The 19,754-nt window shown below is 49.0% G+C and carries 13 protein-coding genes and 1 pseudogene; 7 read left to right on the top strand and 7 right to left on the bottom strand.

Going from position 1 to position 19,754, the window contains the following annotated elements; translation table 11 throughout:
- Positions 1-197: 197 nt before the first annotated feature.
- Entirely contained in the window at positions 198-2,885 is a 2,688-nt protein-coding gene (gene ppl / locus ACQ0PY_RS21670; protein WP_032676599.1) for an anti-phage protein Ppl, read from the top strand.
- Positions 2,886-3,055: 170 nt separating this feature from the next.
- On the opposite strand, the gene ACQ0PY_RS21665 is transcribed toward ppl, so the two are convergent.
- Positions 3,056-4,885: a hypothetical protein gene (locus ACQ0PY_RS21665; RefSeq protein WP_032676600.1), complete on the bottom strand. Its 1,830-nt coding sequence runs from the start codon at positions 4,883-4,885 to the stop codon at positions 3,056-3,058.
- Between the two features lie 447 nt (positions 4,886-5,332).
- Between ACQ0PY_RS21665 and ACQ0PY_RS21660 the strand changes: the two genes are divergently transcribed.
- The 4 genes from ACQ0PY_RS21660 to ACQ0PY_RS21645 all read left to right on the top strand — a co-directional run bounded on the left by ACQ0PY_RS21660 (position 5,333) and on the right by ACQ0PY_RS21645 (position 10,960).
- Positions 5,333-8,452 carry a hypothetical protein gene (locus tag ACQ0PY_RS21660; RefSeq protein WP_032676602.1) on the top strand — a complete coding sequence of 1,040 codons (3,120 nt, stop codon included), beginning with the start codon at positions 5,333-5,335 and terminating at the stop codon, positions 8,450-8,452.
- Between the two features lie 528 nt (positions 8,453-8,980).
- The gene (locus tag ACQ0PY_RS21655; RefSeq protein ID WP_123923331.1) at positions 8,981-9,268 is read left to right on the top strand and encodes a hypothetical protein; all 288 of its coding nucleotides are present in this window, start codon (positions 8,981-8,983) and stop codon (positions 9,266-9,268) included.
- An 82-nt stretch (positions 9,269-9,350) separates the two neighbouring features.
- Positions 9,351-10,169: a hypothetical protein gene (locus tag ACQ0PY_RS21650; RefSeq protein WP_032676604.1), complete on the top strand. Its 819-nt coding sequence runs from the start codon at positions 9,351-9,353 to the stop codon at positions 10,167-10,169.
- Positions 10,169-10,960: a site-specific integrase gene (locus ACQ0PY_RS21645; protein WP_032676605.1), complete on the top strand. Its 792-nt coding sequence runs from the start codon at positions 10,169-10,171 to the stop codon at positions 10,958-10,960. Before ACQ0PY_RS21650 ends, ACQ0PY_RS21645 begins: the two co-directional genes overlap by 1 nt.
- A gap of 27 nt (positions 10,961-10,987) precedes the next feature.
- Here ACQ0PY_RS21645 and ACQ0PY_RS21640 read toward each other — a convergent pair whose 3' ends face one another.
- Both ACQ0PY_RS21640 and umuD read right to left on the bottom strand, forming a co-directional pair.
- A complete protein-coding gene (locus ACQ0PY_RS21640) occupies positions 10,988-12,262 on the bottom strand; it encodes a Y-family DNA polymerase (protein ID WP_032676606.1) in 1,275 nt (424 codons plus the stop codon).
- On the bottom strand, positions 12,262-12,696 hold the full coding sequence (gene umuD, locus ACQ0PY_RS21635; protein ID WP_032676607.1) for a translesion error-prone DNA polymerase V autoproteolytic subunit: 435 nt from the start codon (positions 12,694-12,696) through the stop codon (positions 12,262-12,264). Before umuD ends, ACQ0PY_RS21640 begins: the two co-directional genes overlap by 1 nt.
- A 186-nt stretch (positions 12,697-12,882) precedes the next feature.
- Here umuD and ACQ0PY_RS21630 point away from each other — a divergent pair, with 186 nt between their 5' ends.
- Together ACQ0PY_RS21630 and ACQ0PY_RS21625 are read left to right on the top strand one after the other, a co-directional pair.
- Positions 12,883-14,070 (top strand): FRG domain-containing protein, encoded by a 1,188-nt coding sequence (locus tag ACQ0PY_RS21630; RefSeq protein WP_032676608.1) that lies wholly within the window; start codon positions 12,883-12,885, stop codon positions 14,068-14,070.
- Between the two features lie 966 nt (positions 14,071-15,036).
- Positions 15,037-15,927, top strand: coding sequence for an integrase domain-containing protein (locus ACQ0PY_RS21625; protein WP_032676611.1), 891 nt, complete (start codon positions 15,037-15,039; stop codon positions 15,925-15,927).
- Between the two features lie 239 nt (positions 15,928-16,166).
- Here ACQ0PY_RS21625 and nirD read toward each other — a convergent pair.
- The 4 genes and pseudogenes from nirD to ncrA all read right to left on the bottom strand — a co-directional run bounded on the left by nirD (position 16,167) and on the right by ncrA (position 19,648).
- A pseudogene (gene nirD, locus ACQ0PY_RS21620) lies at positions 16,167-16,660 on the bottom strand (nickel resistance OB fold protein NirD).
- Between the two features lie 159 nt (positions 16,661-16,819).
- Positions 16,820-17,962 (bottom strand): nickel/cobalt efflux protein RcnA, encoded by a 1,143-nt coding sequence (locus ACQ0PY_RS21615; RefSeq protein ID WP_032676613.1) that lies wholly within the window; start codon positions 17,960-17,962, stop codon positions 16,820-16,822.
- 12 nt (positions 17,963-17,974) lie between these two features.
- A complete protein-coding gene (gene nirB / locus ACQ0PY_RS21610; RefSeq protein ID WP_032676615.1) occupies positions 17,975-18,244 on the bottom strand; it encodes a nickel-sensing transcriptional repressor NirB in 270 nt (89 codons plus the stop codon).
- A gap of 105 nt (positions 18,245-18,349) precedes the next feature.
- Entirely contained in the window at positions 18,350-19,648 is a 1,299-nt protein-coding gene (ncrA, locus tag ACQ0PY_RS21605) for a nickel resistance membrane nickel efflux protein NcrA (RefSeq protein ID WP_032676616.1), read from the bottom strand.
- Between the last annotated feature and the right edge of the window lie 106 nt (positions 19,649-19,754).

Here is a 19,754-nt window from a genome sequence, read left to right as displayed (position 1 = left end):
CTAATAAATAAGCTACTAAAAATCCCCTTTACACGCAAATTATAAAGCGCTATTGGGGGAGGGTATCGGCTCACCTGCGCGTTCTTTGGCGGCGAGCTCCAGCCCGCAACCTAAGAATATATGACGAAATGTTTCTGGATTACTAGGTGAATGCTTCTATAGTGGGATGACTTCTGGCATCACATGGAAAAGAAACAATGACGGTAGGATCACGCTGGTTTAAATTTGATTTTCATAACCATACCCCGGCCTCAGATGACTACAGAGTACCGGATCTCCAGCCCCGGGAATGGCTGCTGGCTTACATGCGACAGCAGGTCGACTGTGTTGTCATTAGTGACCATAACAGTGGGGCCTGGATTGACGTTTTGAAAGCGGAACTGGCGAACATGTCCCGGGACGCCAGTTCCGGTGAACTGGCAGACTTCCGGCCGTTGACTCTGTTTCCGGGGGTGGAGCTCACGGCCACCGGCAACGTCCATATCCTCGCAGTGTTGCACACCCAGAGCACCAGTGCCGAGGTGGAACGGCTCCTGGCCCAGTGCAACAACAACTTCCCTATTCCGCGTGAAACCCCCAATCATCAGCTTGTGCTCCAGCTGGGACCTGCGGGCATCATCAGTAATATCCGTCGTAACCCGGAAGCGATTTGTATCCTCGCACACATTGATGCAGCGAAAGGCGTTCTGACAAGCCTTACTAATCAGGGGGAATTGGCTGCCGCTTTTCAGGCAAACCCTCATGCTGTGGAGATCAGACACAGGGAGGAGGATATTACGAACGGGACTCACCGGCGTCTGATTGCGGATTTGCCATGGCTCCGGGGATCAGATGCGCACCACCCTGAACAAGCGGGAGTGCGCACTTGCTGGCTGAAGATGTCCGCGCCTGATTTTGACGGTCTCAGGCATGCATTACTCGATCCGGAAAACTGCGTGTTGTTCGATGATAACCCTCCGGAGGCACCAGCTTCACATTTGCGAAGCCTGACATTCAGGACTCGACTTTGCCGGCCGGCGGACCAGAATGGGGCCTCCGTCGAGTTCAGTCCGTTTTACAACGCGGTGATCGGCTCCCGGGGCAGTGGTAAGTCCACGCTTATCGAAAGTATCCGTCTGGCCATGCGAAAAACCGAAGGACTGACTGTGTCTCAAAGCAACAAGTTGAGCCAGTTCAGTCAGACGGGGATGGGCATGGAGGCGGATTCTTTCATCGAATGTGTATTCCGCAAAGAAGGCACCGATTTCAGGCTCAGCTGGCGGCCCGGTGGTCGTCATGAATTGCATATCTTCAGCGAAGGTCAGTGGGTGCAGGACAATCACTGGTCAGCAGACCGTTTTCCCCTCTCGATATACAGCCAGAAAATGCTCTACGAGCTGGCGTCGGACACAGGGGCATTCCTGCGCGTCTGTGACGAGAGTCCGGTGGTCAACAAACGTGCCTGGAAAGAGCGCTGGGATCAACTGGAAAGAGAATATCTGAATGAGCAAATCACGCTGCGTGGTCACTTGGCCAGCCAGACGATCGCGGGCACACTGCAGGGGGAGCTGTCTGATGCTGAACGGGCCGTCAGTCAGTTGCGGTCCAGTGCGTACTATCCAGTTTGCACCCGTCTGGCCACGGCCCGGGCTGAACTGTCTGCGGCGACTCTTCCTCTGGAGCATCATGAACAGCGTGTCGCTGGCCTGAGGGCGCAGGCGGAAGAGTCAGTACAAGTCCCGGTTCTCCAGGTGGAGGCGTCTGCACCACTGACAGCATTTATGACGCGTCTTTCGGACGTACAGCAACAATATGAACAGCGTCTTGACACGCTGTTGTCAGACTATGCCGCGGAACTCGATGCCATCAGGCAGGAGCCCTCTCTTCTCGCACTGGAAGAGGTGGTCCGCAACCAGGAGGAAACCGTACAACGTGAGGCTATTGCGTTACGGGAGCAGGGGCTCAATCCGAATGTCCTCGATGAGCTGATGACACGTTGCGAGTCGCTGAAATCGGAGCTGAGAAATTACGCCGATCTTGACGGGACGATTGCTGCCTCCGCAGCGAAGTCCGCAGAATTGCTGGCTGAAATGCGTAACCACCGTATGGTACTGACCGAAAAGCGGAAGGCGTTTCTGTCCTCCCTGTCTCTCAGCGCGCTGGAAATAAAAATTCTGCCGCTCTGTGCCCCGTATGAAGACACTGTATCTGGCTATCAGGCGGTAACCGGCATAGGCAACTTTGCCGAACGTATCTATGATAATGGTGACGGAAGCGGGCTGCTTCACGGCTTTATCAGTCTGCGTCCGTACAGTCCGATGCCAGCGGCTACGGAAAGCAAATATCTTGAGCTGGATAAGCTTAAAGCGCTGCATCTTGCTATCAATCGCGAGGAGCCGGGCGCCGGGGCAGAGCTTCACGGTGCTTTCAGAAATCGCCTTAAAGGTCTGAATGAAGCGCAACTGGATGCCCTGCAATGCTGGTATCCGGATGACGGGATCCACATTCGTTACCAGACGCCCGGGGGAGGAATGGAAGACATTTCCTCTGCCTCACCAGGACAAAAAGGGGCGAGCATGTTGCAGTTCCTGTTGTCGTATGGCACCGATCCACTTCTGCTGGATCAACCAGAAGACGACCTGGACTGCCTGATGCTAAGCATGAGCGTTATCCCTGCCATCATGGCAAACAAGAAACGCCGGCAGCTGATTATCGTGTCGCATTCTGCCCCAATAGTCGTCAATGGTGATGCGGAATACGTTATCAGTATGCAACACGACCGCTCTGGCCTGTACCCGGGGCTTTGTGGAGCGCTTCAGGAGACGCCGGTGAAGGCGCTGATTTGCCGACAAATGGAGGGAGGGGAAAAAGCATTCCGTTCCCGTTATGAGCGGATACTAAGCTGAGAAACTGTACCATCCCTAGGGCAGACAGACGTGTCAGAAGAGTAGCACCTGCGTGCCATTGAGTGTTTGAAAACCCGAACATTGGCCCCCATCATGCTGTTGGAGGCAGCATGATGGGGGCCGATGAGGCCTGTGAGTTACCCTTTCCCCTGACAGCCGTCACCAGAGTGTCAGTGGTGAGCATTGAGCCATGCAATCAGAAGTGCATCGCTACGGGAAAGCGTCCCATTTTTCAGCTGATTATCAATGGCTGTGTACAGTTTTTTTTCAGTGATTCCGTGAAGGGGGTTCAGTTCCCTGAAAACTGACTCACTGGTAAACTGGCACCGGGTAAATGCTTCCTCAGCGGTACTGACGGTTGGGTGGATCACCACAATATTAAACAACGCGCTGATGGTTGCCCGCAGATAGTGTTCAAGGTTCACCGTCAGCAGGTCAATGTGCGGGCTGGTGCCTGCATTGTGCACGATGGTGTTTCTCAGCAGATACAGGCGGTGAAGATGCCGGGTGACTTTCTCTGCATGCTGCTGCAGTTTATCCGCCATTTTCTCGGGTGACGCACAGATCCCGGCAAGCTTACGCACTCGGTACATGACATACGGAAAGTGCTGTAAATCTGCCTGAAGCTCCCGGGCCCGGTCTGCATCTTTAAGAAGGGCATAGAGCTGCCCCAGTGGAAGTGAGGCAATGTCTGGTGTGCGTAAGGGGTGTCCCGGTTCTCGCAGGATGAAGCGAAGCACTTTTCTTAGTGAAAAAAGCTGTTTAACAATATAATCCAGCACCATGCAGGGAGCCACAACGCTGATGACATGCTGTTCATGTGATGGTGTGCCAGGGGCAACCCCTAGCGTTAATGATTCAAGTGCCGACCAGTAAGCGGTGAAACGACTCTCCTGAACCTGGCTTTCAATACCGTTACGGAAAAACCGAAATACGGAGCTGATTTTTTTACGGGACACATCCGGTGTATCTGTGAATAGCCGGTTCATCGCCACCATAAAGCGCGCAAACTCCTCGTCCGTTAACCGGTCCGAGTTTGCCTCGATTTCATTATCGAAGCGCGGCACTTCGGCTTCGTCTTCATCCCTGATTATCATGAACTGTTTCTGGACGGTGATATCTCCCTTACCCACCATGTAGGCAATGACATCCAGGGATTCACGAAGCATCTGACCGGCCATGTTACGGGCAGATGTGTCAGACATTGAGCAAACTGGTATATCGACAGAGAGGGAGAAGCGTTGTCGGGCTTCATCAAGTGGCCGGAACACACATCCGTTGAACTGCAGTGTGGGTCCTTGCGTGTTAAGCAGGGTGTGCAGTTTCTCACTGATAATAAACATCCGGACTGTTACGTCCCGGGTAGGTGTTACCAGTTTCTGCCGGAACGAGTGAAAGGCGGTCCGGAAAGCGTCCGGTTCAGTACTCACATTTCTGAAAATATTGATGTACAGCAAGTAACATTCCGTAAGCGTCATTCCCCGGGTGAGGAGCACACTCATGACCCCGTTCGTCAGTGCGTAAATATCCCGCGCACAGTTTTCATCCAGAGGGTGCTCTGTAAACAGCTCCTGTTCAAGCATCTCAAGAGCCTCAGTGATATAACTGGCCTCGGTGATATCCGCCAGTTGTACGCAGAGGCTACAGATAAGACGAGGACGCTTTTCCACCGGGCTGCGAGTGGGGTCAACCAGCAGATCTCTGTCCAGAAGACTCACCAGTTGAGCGGGGATGTCCTCAAATGCCTCTCTCCTGAGAACTTGATCGGTCTCGAGTAACTCGAGCAGTTCTGTGGCCACCCGGAGTCTTTTTTTATCGGCACTGAAACGATCTTCCATTTCGTAAAGAAACAGCAGTTCGCGGATTGTGTTGAGTGGATTGCTGTATCCGACACGGTCCGTATCCGGGCTGTTTTTATGGCAGAAGTTGGACCAGCATTCAGTAAAATAGAGCTGACGCTCGGTAAGCACGTCCCTGTTCAGACGTCGGTCGATACGCATAGGTCTGGAAATCTCTTGTACGGTGAGTTATGATTCATTCATACCATATTTAAATCATCTGCCGCCATGCGGGGGATGTCACCGAAAAAAACGGCTCTCCCTTCTGTCAGTGGCTCAGTCCCGGGAAGGCTCAGGGCCTCATCTTCAGAAAGCCACCCTTACTGGTGGCTTTTTTTTCAGCAGTCCGGGATCCTTGTTTCACCTTGGCACTCCTAGAAATTGCAGGTTGTAAAGCTCACAGTATTACATCATTGCTAAAATTGCATTGTATTCCGATTTTGTCTCTGATTATGCAATGTTCTGTTTCCCTTCGATCCGAAAAAAGCATAAATCGGATAATAGGGTGACGAACTTTGCATGAAGGGCATCAGGTGACATTTTCCAGAGAAAAAAAGCTCCCTACCGCTTATTATTCATGAAATTTCTTATGGAAAACGCAGGATATCTATGTTTGGAAAACTTCTAAAAAGTGTCTCATGGCAGGTCAGAGCTGAGCTCCGACGGAGCCTGAAGTCGAACCGGGATTACAAAAAACTACGCTGGAACCCGGTGGAGAGAATACTTATTGCCTGCACCACCCATTACATCCGGGCTATGCTGGTTCTCTGGTCCGCAGCCTTCGCGGCTGTTGGCGTGGTCGAATATTTTCGCCCTGTACTACTACCTTTCGCTCTGCAGCATTTCAAGGGTATTACCACGCTTTCAGGTTGGATGTCTAATTTACTGGGTAGCCAGTTGACTATTATCGGTATCGTTTTTCCACTTGTCGTGGGCCTTATAAGTGTTCTGTTTCAAAAAAAATCAGCAAGGATCCATATCCAATCAGCATATCAACTTCATTCCGGATATTTGTTTGCTGGTCTGAGTGGACTGTCACTTGCCGCATTTATTGTGTTGGGCGGTATGACGTTATCTGTTGGTGACAGATACCTTAATACAGCTTTCGCCGTTACTGCTTTTGTGTGGATGCTTTTCAATATTATTCTGTCTATCTGGTTCTTCGTCTCCAGTCTGAATGTCCTGGATGAGAGCAAGCGCGATCGACTAATGAATAAGTTTTTTTTGTCTCAGATAGTGGATGACTACATTCAAAAAGCATATATTCTGGCGTGGCTGCGCTACCCGGGGGCTAACGTAGGTGAAAATTACCTCGGTAATATTAAAACACTGCCTTACTCAATCTCTGAGAAAGACGACATGCTTCATGTTAAATCTAATATCAGTAAAGGTGATGTTGTTACAGATATTTATGTTAGGCCATTTTTATTTCTGCTGAGAAGGCTAGAGGCGGTAGATGGGCAGGATGCGGAAATTATCATTTTGCCCTCCTTTGGTGTTCGTTCTGGTGAACTGACTTTATTGTCATCGAGAAATATCAAGCCTGTTTCAGGATTGTGGCGGTGGTTATTTAGCCGTTGTATTGTAACAGGGCGCCCTGAGAACAAAAGGGATCTGGATGATATTACTTTTGATTTCTTTGGTGAGGCTTACGATGCACTTAACGATAAAAATATTAGCGTCTTCAGAACAGGGATTGAACGATTAACAGATACCTATACCTCTATCAAAAGAAGTTACAATTACGGGGTCGATAAAAATTATCTGGATGAAGTAAAAGAATCAGGTTTTAGCCATACTTTCAGTGATTCATTCCATTATGAATTGAGAAAGTTTTTTCGTGAATCCGTAAAATCAACGGAATATTCAGGCGAATATTTCCGTGAATCGATGGCCATTCCATTGCAAGTGTACAGAAAAACACAGAGCACGTGTTTTACCGATTTCAGACAGTTTTTACTTTCGCTTTTCAGGGTGTGGCATGTGTTAAACGAGTGGAAAGCGGGACTGGGGGGCCCCCTCTCGGCCAGCCAGGAGCTGACTCACCAGGCCCTTATCCGCGAGTATATCGGACTGTGGGAAGGCTGGAGTATGACCACGATCACTGGCAAACCCGGGAGTGAAGATTCTTCTGGCCGCCTGATGTATCATCTGCATAATACCGCCAGGCTTCTTATTCCGTCAGTGGTTGCCGATAATGCCTCTTCCGTGCGATATGCTCACGACGTTCTCTGCCTCTGGTTTAATCAGAGCCGGTTTACACGGTACTGGGAGGAAGAGTACCGCTGGCACAGTTTCTTCCTGACTCCGGATTATCTGTCCCAGAAGGAGACTGATCCGCAGTGGGATATGTTACTCAGGGGCAGCCTGTATAAAAAAGATGCGGCCTTGTCCATTATATTTTCAAATGCCTTATCTGATTTGCGGTTGTTAATGGCAGGGTATCTTATTGCGCATTTTGAACCGCAAAAAAATATAGACTTAGCCGATCTTGTGAATCATCTCATTATGTCTGAATTATATGAAGATAGAGATACACATGACACGCTGACGCCTGCATTCAGATGTTCTGTCGATATCATTGACATGATACTGAGAATTGAGCACTGTAATCTGCATACGAATACAAGCTGGTACAGTGGGTTATCCGAAACCATTGAGGTTATGAACTCATATAATGAAAGGCCTTACATTCCTGGGCGTATGTATACAGGAGTATATGAAGATTTAGGGAGTCTCTACGGGGCGTTTGCCTTGCTGGCTATAAAGCTCGCAAGGCCTGCGGAACAGGTTACACAGCGTGTTAATGAAGCCCTGGCGGGAGGGTTGTTTTCCTACTTCAGTAAACACAGAATAATTTCTATTCTTGAACGACTGAAGCGAGACCCTTCAGTCCCTTATGAAGGCTATATCATTTCAGAAGCAGATTATGTAACGAATGTGGTTTTTTTTAATGATGTTCTGGATAAATACATTGATGTTTTCAGTCGTAGTAAAATGGCAGATATCCTTGCTGCTGAAGTAGACCAGGAACGACTGCGGAATACCGATATTCGTCTTACAAAAGAATCCCCAGAAATATTGACTGAACATGCTCTACTTAAACATTTCAGCTTTTCTCAAGATACAGAGTGTAATCGCCACTGGCAGGTCAGATTTATCTCAGGCAATGTTTCCAAAGAGTATGTTTCCAGAGAGATAAATCGTAATTTCTACGGAGATTTTCCGTCTGTATCAGATGTAAGGTCAAATATTCTCAACGAACTGCATTATTTACTGTGGAAATCACAGGCCAAACTAACGATGAAAGTTAAAAGCCTGGATGTTCTTCTAAAACAAGTCGCGCGACGGTCCGCTGATCAAAAGAATTACATTCTGGTGATCTATGGTTCTTGCTTCAGTGAAGAATTGAGAGATCTGGCCTATCAGCGGGAAAGACATGCAGCTTTTGACATACATGCTGATGCGTCAGCCAGGGGTATCCACTCTCTGCCCTTCAGGGTAAATAACTGTATTATTTACCTTGTCCACAATTCCGAACAGGAGTATTCACTTATGGTCAGCACGGAATCCTTTGGTGAACTCAGGCTGTTCAGGTATCCGGATGGAACCCTTTTCAACACCTTCTACCGCAGCAGCGACGATCCACTTGAAGGTGTAATGAAAACGCTCTGGGAGATGGAGATGGAAATCACTGATACACCAGTGGCGCGGTTTGAACATCGCTGATCAAAATTACGGTGACCCCTGATGGGGTCGCTGTTTAATTGAATTAGAGTTATCAATCAATACAAATTTTGCTCCTCAGGGAATAATCACCAATTCGCAACAATCCTTCTCTTTTAGTGCTATTCATACAATAATCCCTTTTCCCCGCTCCTGAGATCCGAAAAAAGGTTGACCCGGATCTGCTTCCCCCCTCCGGGGCGCTGCGGCTATTTAACCCGACATGTGGGGGGAATGCCGCCACCGTCACGCTATATGCTGTATTTTCGCCATCTTTCGTGACCCGGCGAGCAGGGCGGAAAAAGGCCGCCCTGCTTCTTCACTGACCGTGGTACCCTTCCGGAAAGTCGTTATACGTAAGAAAATCGGATCCCGCCGGAACCGGCATCCGGTAATTTAATGGCGTGGTTATATGCCTGGTTATTATCAGGTGAGTGATTATCACAAAGCGCGATAATACAAAAGGCAGGGATGGCGTCAGGAAGATATGTTTTCATGGCGGGAACATTTTATGTGGAATGAGTGAGAGGCGTGATGACATTTAAAGAGTTAATCAGTGTACTGAGACTCATGCACTATAAACTGGAGTGGCTGTGGATCCTGAATTTTGGCACCGGTACACCAGAACTTATAACGGGTGGGCGTTCACTTGCTGGATTTGATGCCCAGAGCAAAACATGGCGTTTTAATGCTGCCGACCGGTGCATTAAAGAAAGCGATAAAGTCTGGCCACCCCTCAATCGCCAGTCAGTTATGCAGCTGGATATGGGAGCAGTTAATTATATAAATCGGATGTACGGTGGTGATTCTGACGATTGACGGGATTTCACAACAGTGCAGGGGCGCTGAGTAATGGCGGGCGGGATTTCACATTTACAAAAACACACAGGAGGATGGCGTTATGGGAAGCCTCAAAGACCAGTTGATGGATATTGAAGCTGAACGATTTGATGAATGGCTTGAGGATAATTACCCGGATGTAGTCCCCAATTCTGAAGAATGGGAGCAGGCCGCGAACCTGTACTACTGGGAACAGGAGGCGCTTGCAGACCAAGCACAATGGGATCATGAACACGGGCTGTTTGTGGCTTCCCTGAATAATATTCAGGAGCGCTACCAGCATGCAAAACAGGAACTGAAGAAGCTAGATGCCCTGCTCGATAAGGAGCAGTCTGAACTGGTGTACAGGATGTCTTTCGTGCATACAGTTACAGTGATGGAGGCATACCTGATGTACTGCGCCAGGGCGCTGCTTGAGCATGACTGGCCACTTTGTCGTTTTCTTGTGGAGTATTACCTGAAGTCCGAACGTGTCAAAAAAAACGAAAAGCAGTCAGCTCGTGAGATGGAACTTCATATGTTCAGACCTGCTGCGCGCAATTATGTTTCCCGAATGACGTTTCATAACGTTAAAACTATTGAGCGCTATTTCGGTGCCGTACTCCACATCCCGCCCGTCTGGCCTGTTAAGCCGCTGGGCATCATTGCAGACTGGCGAAACGATCTGGTACACCGCAACGGCGTGGATGAATACGATGTGCCACGAGTCATATCAGCGCAGCAACTGCAGAATGCCCTGCAGAAAGTATCTGACCTGATAGAGGCCGCTCATCTGTCCCTGCGTCTGGAACTGGATTATTTCGGTAACTGGCGCACCGAGGAAAACCGGGAAATCATTTCATCAGCACTGTACATCCCTCCAGCCGGAGAAGAATCCTGATGACCGGACTCGTTACCCCTGGGCAGCATCCGGCACCTTCAGCGCTGTTACCGGTAGCCATCGACTACCCGGCCGCGCTTGCGCTGCGCCAGATGGCTCTGGTGCACGACGAACTGCCGAAATACCTGCTGGCACCGGAAGTCAGCGCCCTGCTCCATTACGTGCCGGATCTGCACCGCAGGATGCTGCTGGCCACCCTCTGGAACACCGGCGCACGGATTAACGAGGCACTGGCGCTGACGCGGGGGGATTTTTCGCTGGCGCCGCCGTACCCGTTCGTGCAGCTGGCCACGCTGAAGCAGCGCGCGGAAAAAGCCGCCAGAACGGCAGGCCGTGCGCCCGCCGGCAGTCAGGCGCACCGTCTGGTTCCGCTGTCCGACAGCCAGTACGTCAGCCAGCTGGAGATGATGGTGGCCACCCTGAAAATTCCGCTGGAACGTAAAAATAAACATACCGGCAGAATGGAAAAGGCACGCATCTGGGAGATCACCGATCGGACGGTCAGGACCTGGCTGAATGAAGCGGTCGAAGCCGCTGCGGCCGATGACATTACATTCTCCGTACCAGTGACGCCGCACACGTTCCGTCACTCCTATGCCATGCACATGCTTTACGCCGGTATTCCGCTGAAGGTGCTGCAGAGCCTGATGGGCCATAAGTCAGTAAGCTCGACGGAGGTGTACACGAAGGTGTTTGCCCTTGATGTCGCTGCCAGGCACCGGGTTCAGTTTCAGATGCCTGCAGATGAAGCAGTAAGTTTGATGAAGCAGATTACTCAACATGCGCGGTAAACCGGTGCATATACAGAGCTACTAGAATTATCTAATCGAAGCGCAAGGGAGATCTGACCATTTCGTTGTATAAGAAGGTGAGAGCATTTCACGTTTCATTTGCCACTCCGGCGCTATCCCTCGTCCGGCAAACCATATTTTTCCCAGTCCGGAATGGTTGATCCCGTCCAGCACTTTCATCAGCTCATCGCTGTTTGCGCGCGGCTGTATCTCGTCAAACAGGTTTAGCTGAGAAACTCCGGTGGGTGTAAAGTCATTCAGCATCACACCGGCCTTTGCATAACGATGGCCATCTATAAAAATACGATCCAGAGCTTTTACTGCGGCGGTGATGATGTCCCGTGTATCGAGTGTGGGAAGGAGCAGCTTTTCACTGGCCACGTTGCCGTAATAAGTCTCCTTGACTGCAAATGGTGAGGTTTTGACGAAAACCGAGATGTGCCGGCAATACTGTCGTTCTCCCCGTAATTTCTCAGCTGCCCGTTCGGCGTACTGACAAACAGCCTGACGCAGCGCCTCATAGGTTGTGATCCTTTCCCCAAAGGAGCGGCTACAGACAATCTGCTGTTTCGACGGAGGAGCCTCTTCAAGCGATATGCATGCTTCCCCATTCAGTTCGCGTACCGTGCGTTCCAGTACTACCGTGAAATTCTTGCGCACAAAGGTCGGGTTCATGCGGGCCAACTGCAGAGCAGTGGTGATCCCGTAGGTATTCAGTTTTTTGCCGATGCGACTGCCAACACCCCAGATTTCTTCGACTGGCTGCAGGGACAGCAGTTTCTCCGTTCGCTTCAGGTTTCCTGGTGTCAGGGCCAGTACGCCCCCGAACTGGGCCCATTCTTTTGATGCCCACTGCGCAGATTTAGCGAGGGTTTTGGTTGGCCCCATCCCCACACCGATTGTTAACCCGGTCCCGTTCTGGACATACTCGCGTAGTTGCCGGCCGAAATCCTCAAAATTCATGCAGCTATCGATGCCACGGATGTCGAGGAACATTTCATCAATGCTGTACTGTTCCACGCGCGGTGCCAGTTCTTCCAGGTGGGACATTACACGGTTGCTCATGCTGGCATAGAGCTCATAATTACTGGAGAACGTGACGATGGGTTCTGGAAATGACATCGCTTTGAGCTGAAACCATGGTACGCCCATTTTTATACCCAGAATCTTGGCTTCCTTTGAGCGTGCGATCACACAGCCATCATTGTTGCTAAGCACTACTACTGGTTTGCCACGCAGGTCAGGACGAAAGACTTTCTCACAGCTCGCATAAAAGCTGTTCACGTCGGCTAAGGCGAACATCACTGTGCTCCGCGAGTTTTATGAACAAAAGCGGTAACAACTCCAAAAATCTGTAGCTGTTCTGGCTCTGGCCATAGCGTTGGATACGCAGGATTCATTGGTTGCAGCCCCGGACGTGGGGTGAGCAGCAGTCGTTTAACGGTAAATTCACCATCGATCTCCGCGATAATGATATCGCCATGCCGTGCTGGTTCGGCCTTATCAACAACCATTAAATCACCTGAATGAAGACCGATGTCTGTCATTGAATTACCAATAGCTCGTACAAAGTAAGTAGAGCCACGTCGCTGAATGCAGTATTCGTTCAGATCTAGTTCGGCTTCTACATAGTCTTGTGCCGGGCTGGGAAAACCTGCGGAACAGCTCTCGATAAACAATGGAATCGATACTTCTGGCGGCTCTGATGTTGGACTAAGGAAGGATAAAACACGCATGATCTCACCCATTGATTAACTGTATGCATATACAGTATTAATTGAGGGGGTGAAAGAATCAAGTACTGTTTTTTAACTTGTTGATAAAGCATCGTTTGATGTTATTGTCTTATCATTACGTAAAACAGCAGATAATGATAATTAGACAAATATTAGTGCACTAACGCATTGAAAAAAGGAAAAAATATGTGTGCAGAAGAGGTAATAAGCTCCGTAGGTGATTTTCTTAAGGTGGTGAAAAGATTCTCACCGGGAAATGAAAAAGTTTTTTATCGTGGGCAGGGAAATGCTATTCATGGAGTGAATTCCAGCCTTTATCGCTTGTTAGATAATACGAAATTAAAACCGTTTAATATAACACAGTATAATTTTATTACTCAACAAATGCAGACTGATGACATTTCAGAGTATGTGTTGGCACATAAGCTTTATGAGAATTTTAAAGATAATCATGTTGTGTATCCTGATGTGAATATAATCAGCGGATACACTATGAACGAAATTGATCTTCATGTGACAGCTCAACACTATGGTTTATCGACAAGGGTTATCGACTGGACAAAAAGCCCATTAGTTGCTCTGTATTTTGCTACAGAAAAAAGAAAAAATTCAGATGAGCTAACTGATGCTTCTGTTTTTATGATTTGGGATACTCCAGATAGTAAATTAGATGTAGTGCAAAGCTCGAAATTTCTCGCTGCAATAAAATCAGAGAAAGATGCTTACAAGGAAATTTACCGTCGAAGTTCTCAGTTTTATAAATCTAACCATGCTCTTTATATTTCGAACCCTTCTGATCCAGTTTTATTGAAAAATATAAAAGATTATCTGGATGATGTAAGTTCACTCTTAATTCATTATGAACCAGGGACAGGGATTAAATTATATTTGAATCAAAGCCTTCATCTTTTTGATTTAATGACTCTGAATTTCAGTTTTACTGGTCAAAATCTTGTCACCCGTTTGTTTGGGAGTTTGACACAATTCTTAGGGGATCTAGACTACAATTACAGTAGGAGTCACGATAACGTTGATATTTTTAATAAGCATCAGACTATAATAAAACCACTACCGATAAATCAACGGGTAAAAAACCAGCAGGGCGTATTGCTTTTTTCAAATAAAATAAATGAAGAAGTTTATGCGGCCTCCATGTTTGGTGCAAGTAATACGGTGTCGAAAATAGATGAGGAAAGTCTTTCCGGTTTACAATCAAACTCGGGGCTTTTGAAGATAGTCATTCCAAAAGAGAAAATTATTGAAATCAGGAAGGAACTGGATTTATATGGATTCACTAAAGAATTCATATATCCTGAGATAATGTCTTTCACAGAGTATATGCAAGAGAAAATAGTTTCAGAAAGTCAAAATTGAATATATACCGTTATTTCATGATTTAAATGCGGAGCATACCAGCTCCGCTTTTTATTGTCGTAACCATTGAAAATGGATCGAGCTCTGATCTAATATGACTCTGTTGTACCGTTGCGTTGTATGCAACATGCCAATGCCTCGGCGATCTGAGAGAGGCGCCTTCGGGTGATCGCCATGCCAATGCCACCGTGACCTGAGAGGTGGCGCCTTCGGGCGGTAACTTCGTTTACCCTTTGAAAACGAAGATCGCATACAGTTTGAATCTGGCGATGAAGGTCCCTTTCACTTCTGTATCTGTTTTTTAGGTACGTCTTGCAGCCGTTGTCTGGTCGCAATTTTCTTATCGTTTTCACTCTTTATGACGCTGCTGGCCGTTGCGAACTTTGCAGCGTGGATATGACCATTTGGAACATTTGGGCATCTTCCACGACTGCATTGAGAGCAGAGGAGCGCGGCGTCACTTGTGCACGAGTGAAACGAGTACCAAGTGACGCGCGCAGCGCATAACTGGCAGAGCTGACGCACTGCCATTTCGACAACTTTTTTACCAACTGACCAACACGTATTTAAAGGTTTAAGGGCCTTAAAAACGTACTTCATTCACTGTTTGTTCATTTATCAACCAAACGTCTTTCCCGTAAAAACGGGTAAGGACTTCATTCTGAAAGGAGAAAATCGACACGATATCGATGGCGACACCAGTCAACATACTGGTGTGTGGAAGCAGACTGATTAATTTCAGCCCGGTGTAAACCGCGAACAGGTCAGAGACCTGGGGAGCTTCGCAATAACTCAACATTTCGCCGCCCCGATGCACAGATATCTGTCGAGACGCAGGAAGGGCAACCATAAACCGTGCCGTCGGGGTGAAATTCATCGTCTGTAGCTGTGGCGCAGCCGGTGTCAGTGCTTTTCCGTTCACGCAGACGGAAAAGCACTGACACCTGTTTAAATGGAGGGTTGTTTATGGCAAAACTGAATAAAAATCTTAAAACACTTGCCAGGCAGGCAGGGGGAAGTTTTAAAACCGTTTCTGACCGAATGAAAATTGCGGACAGGTTTGCCGAACGTTTATTAAAACTTAATGTTCAAATCAGAGATATTAAAAATATCAAGACGGGGCATATCGAGTTGTATATGAAGAGCCGCCTTTCCGAAGATATTTCCAGACGCACACTTCAGAACGAAATGGCAGCTATCCGGGCTTTGTTACGTGTTGCGGGGAAAACATTCATGGCAAATCCTTCTCATGAAAAACTGAGCAATCAGGCTCTGGGTATTTCGGAAACGAGCCGGGATGGAACTAAGGTTGCTATTCCCGATGCTTATTTTCGGCAGGTATTGACGTGTGTAGAGCAAAAGGATGATGGCGTTGCATGTGCAATGAGATTATCCAGATTACTCGGGTTAAGAACAGAAGAAACAGTACAGTCTGCTAAATCGTTGCGTACCTGGCAAAAAGCTTTACTCAATGGTAACGAAAAAATACGTGTTGTATTTGGGACAAAAGGAGGACGACCAAGAGATACAACGGTATTAGATCGCGAGTCAACTCTGGCTGCAATCAATGCGTCCCTTAAACATTTGAATGAAAATAATGGAAAGTTGATTGATAAGCCATCATTACATACAGCGATTGAACGTTATCGCAATGTTGTCCGTGAGTCCGGATTAACAGGAAAATATGCGCCTCATAGTTTACGCTATGCCTACTCTGTTGATGTCATGAATTATCATATGAAAAGAGGTTTCACTAAAGAAGAGGCACAGGCTCTGACATCAATGGATCTGGGACATGGCGATGGCAGGGGACATTACGTGGCTCGTGTTTATAATATGGTAGAGGGTAATGAGTAAAAGAGTTTTTGTTTCTGGTGACGATTCGGTTATTGGGCGTGTGTTTTTGGGATGGGTGGAACGGGTTTTACGTATTGTATTATAGACAGGGGGCATTATGAGATTGCCTGTTCACAGGAGGCACATGCGTATTACGGCGACAAATTCACCCGTACTGATGTGTATTAGCTCAGACTTGACCTGACAGTTTTATCTGGCAGCACACAATCAAATCTGACAGTCTGCTTTGAGCTGTGAATTCAACTGACGAACTTCACATGCCCAGAAAAGTGCCGTTCGCCAGAATTGTGTTTTAGGGTTTGCTGATAACTGCAACGTCTAAAATTGTACTACCATTTTCATGGCTTACCTGGCCACTAACACGCACCAGATCCTGAGCGTCGAAATGTTGCCCGTTCCAGACCTTCTGCTGAATGCGCACTTTGATGGTGCCGGTAGGATCACGGAATGTGTACCATTCCTCCTGTTGCTGACTGATAACATTGCCTTCCAGCGTTACCCACGCCCCTTCGCGCATTGAAGGAACGGCCTGAATACGACTTTGACCATTCTCCTGCTGAACTTTATGACCGGCGTACATGCGCTCAGTGACGACAGGCTCTTTCTCAGCGGAGAAGCCGCCCTGCGCTGCCAGGGCAGGAATGGCGATGAATGAAGTGAGTAACATACCGGTGACGTTGAAGAACTGACGACGAATCTGACTGAAATATTGTTTTTGCATAGCAGGTTCCATTTATGATTTTACATCCTCCCAGGGGGGATGATTTGATGATAAATGAGCGCCTGTAAAAGCTCAATTGCTATCCCCGGTAGGGGGATAAAAATGTGATGGGCTTCAGAGATAAAAAACCCACCGGGGGGTGGGTTCAGAGAAGAGTCATGTAAGGCGAAATCAGCGGGTCACGCCGATCCAGCCGTGATAACCCATGTAGATGCCAACAAGGGCAATCAGTACGCTTGAGAAGTACGGGGCCCGACGTGCCAGCGTATCCAGGCCGCTCCAGCGTTTTGTTGCCTGACGAACGCTGAAAGCCGCTGCTGCGCCCACTGAAACCAGCGTAATCGCTAACCCAATGCTGAAACACAGTACCAGCGCGGCACCGAGCGTAAATTCTTTCACCTGGATGCAGAGCAGCAAAACGGTAATGGCTGCCGGGCAAGGAATGAGTCCTCCGGTCAGGCCGAACAGGATAATTTGCCCGGTGGTTACGCTGCGATTGGCAAAGCGTTTTTTGATGTCGTTCGCGTGCGCTTTCTCATGGGCGTCCTGATACTCGGGGGAATTAACATCCAGTCCCTCCAGCGCGGAGTGATCGTGGTCATGATCGTGACCGTGTTCATGCTCGCGGAATTCCACATCATAATCGTGTACATGGCCGCGATGACCCAAAGAGAGACGAACATCAAAACTGTGCGGCTCCGGGATCGCCAGGGCCGATTCCATAAACCCGTCTTTTTCGATGAAATCAAAGGCCTGTGAAAATGTTCCTGTGCCCCGGTTAGTGACCAGCGAGATATCGCGGGCTTCCCATTTCTTGCCGCTGAGCGTGCGTAAACGCCAGTGAGGCGGCTGGCCTTCCTCGAAAATTGAGAGTTCAATGCTGCCATGACCGGTATCGATGATGCGGGTTTCGTCGTGATCGTGATGACCGTGGCCGTGTTCCTCTTCCTGCTCCATCTTCCACAGTTTTTCGCCGCGCCAGGTGCGCCAGAACATCCATGCCGCCGTGGCAAGAATGATGATCGCTGAAATCAGCTGGAACCAGGGTTCAGCCGATTCGGCGGTGAATTTCTGACTGACATACATTCCGCCCATGGCAATCAGCCAGACAACTGACGTGTGCGAAATGGTCGCAGCAAGCCCTAATAATACGGCTTGTTTGACCGTTCCCCGGATAGCCACAATAAAGGCGGCCATCATTGTTTTGGAGTGCCCGGGCTCCAGGCCGTGAAGCGCACCCAGCAGGATCGCGCTGGGGATGAACAGCCAGGCATTCGCCACGCCTTGCTGTAAAAGAGCAGAAAAATCAGTCATATTTCGCTTGCCTTAAAGATACTTGGTTATCTCTTTAAATTCGCTAAGCGTGTTATCAGACTCAGTGTAGTCGGCATGAAGGGCGTCCTCCAGGCAGTGATCCAGATGGTCATGAATTAAGGTACGCTTCGCATTCGTTATCGCCTTTTCCACAGCGTGCAGCTGCTGGGCGATATCCAGACACGCTTTTTCATCTTCGAGCATCTGGATGGTACTTTTCAGGTGCCCTGCGGCACGCTTAAGTCTTTTAATAATGTCAGGGTGTGATGCGTGAACGGTCATGATTTATCCTCTCCAGGTGGAGGGGATAAGATAATGTGTATCAACGCCATGGTCACACGTTTTATCGGCTTATCCTCTCCTGCCCGTTTGTCTGTTTTACGGAAATTACTTCTCTTTCTTCGGCCATGAAGGGTGTTCATCATCAATGACGAAATCATGCTCATGGGTCGATTCGTTGTTTGTTTCTGGATCGGTGTGGCTGTGAACCTGGGCGTAAACTTCATGCTCAGGCCGCCAGATAAGAACGGCAGTAATCAGTGACAGTGCGGCCACAATGGTCAGGGCGATGAACGAAGCCTGTGTCCCCCATGTTGCACCGACCCACCCGGCCAGCGGATAAGTCACCAGCCAGCATGAATGCGACAGTGCAAACTGGGCGGCGAACAGTGCCGGTCTGTCTTCAGCCGTAGAAGAACGGCGCAGCAGGCGACCACTCGGCGTCTGAGAAAGCGAATAGCCCACGCCCAGCAGCGTCCAGAGCACAACCAGCGTGATGTAATCCTTGAGGAAAATGCCCAGCCCCAGGCCAACGACTAAGAGTACGGTGCCCACAAGCATCGGCATGCGGTCACTCATTTTGTCGAGAAGTCTGGGGAGAATCAGAGCCGATATCATGGATCCGACACCGAAGAAGGTCAGCGCAATGGCGGTGGAGCGCTGCGAGAGACCAAAGTCCGCCTGAACCAGAACCACGGTGTTGACGATAACCATCGCACTTGCTGCGGCCACGGCCATGTTGAGTGCCAGCAGGCCGCGCAGTCTTGGGGTTTTCAGGAAGATGCGCATGCCCCGTGTGGTTTTGTCATAGATGCTGCGGTTGACCGTTAACGCTTTCATCTTTGGCAACGTCACGGAAACAACCAGAGTCGCTGAGGCGAGGAACCCGACCGCCGTACCGGCAAACAGGTTGTGGAAGTTCATGACCGTCAGCAGCGCCGCCGCCAGCATGGGGCTGATTACACTTTCCAGATCGTAGGCCAGACGTGACAGAGACAGCGCCCGGGTATATTCGCGTTCGTCAGGAAGAATATCCGGGATTGTCGCCTGGAAGGTTGGCGTAAACGCCGCCGAGGCAGACTGAAGAATGAAGATCAGGATATAGATTTCCCAAATCTGGGTGACAAAAGGCAACGCGACAGCCACGAGGGCGCGAACCAGATCCAGCGTCACCAGCATGGTTCGACGCGGGAATTTGTCGGCAAAGGCCGCTGCCACAGGCGCAACCAGAATGTAGGCGCTCATCTTGATAGCCAGTGCGGTACCCAGAACCGCCCCGGCCCTGTCTCCGGCAAGATCGTAGGCTAACAGCCCCAGGGCAACGGTCGCCAGACCGGTGCCGATAAGGGCGATAACCTGTGCCATAAACAGGTGGCGGTAGGTACGATTAGAAAGAATATTGAGCATCAGGAAATCTCTTGGCTTGAATTTACATCCCCCCCAGGGGGATGTTGAAAGCATAGAGGGAGCTGAAAAAAATGACAAGCTTTATCCTGGTGGGGAGGATTAAAGA

The sequence above is a fragment of the Citrobacter sp. LST-B2 genome, assembly GCF_057983045.1.
Note: the sequence above shows the minus strand (reverse complement) of the source record. Positions and strands in the feature narration are given on the sequence as shown.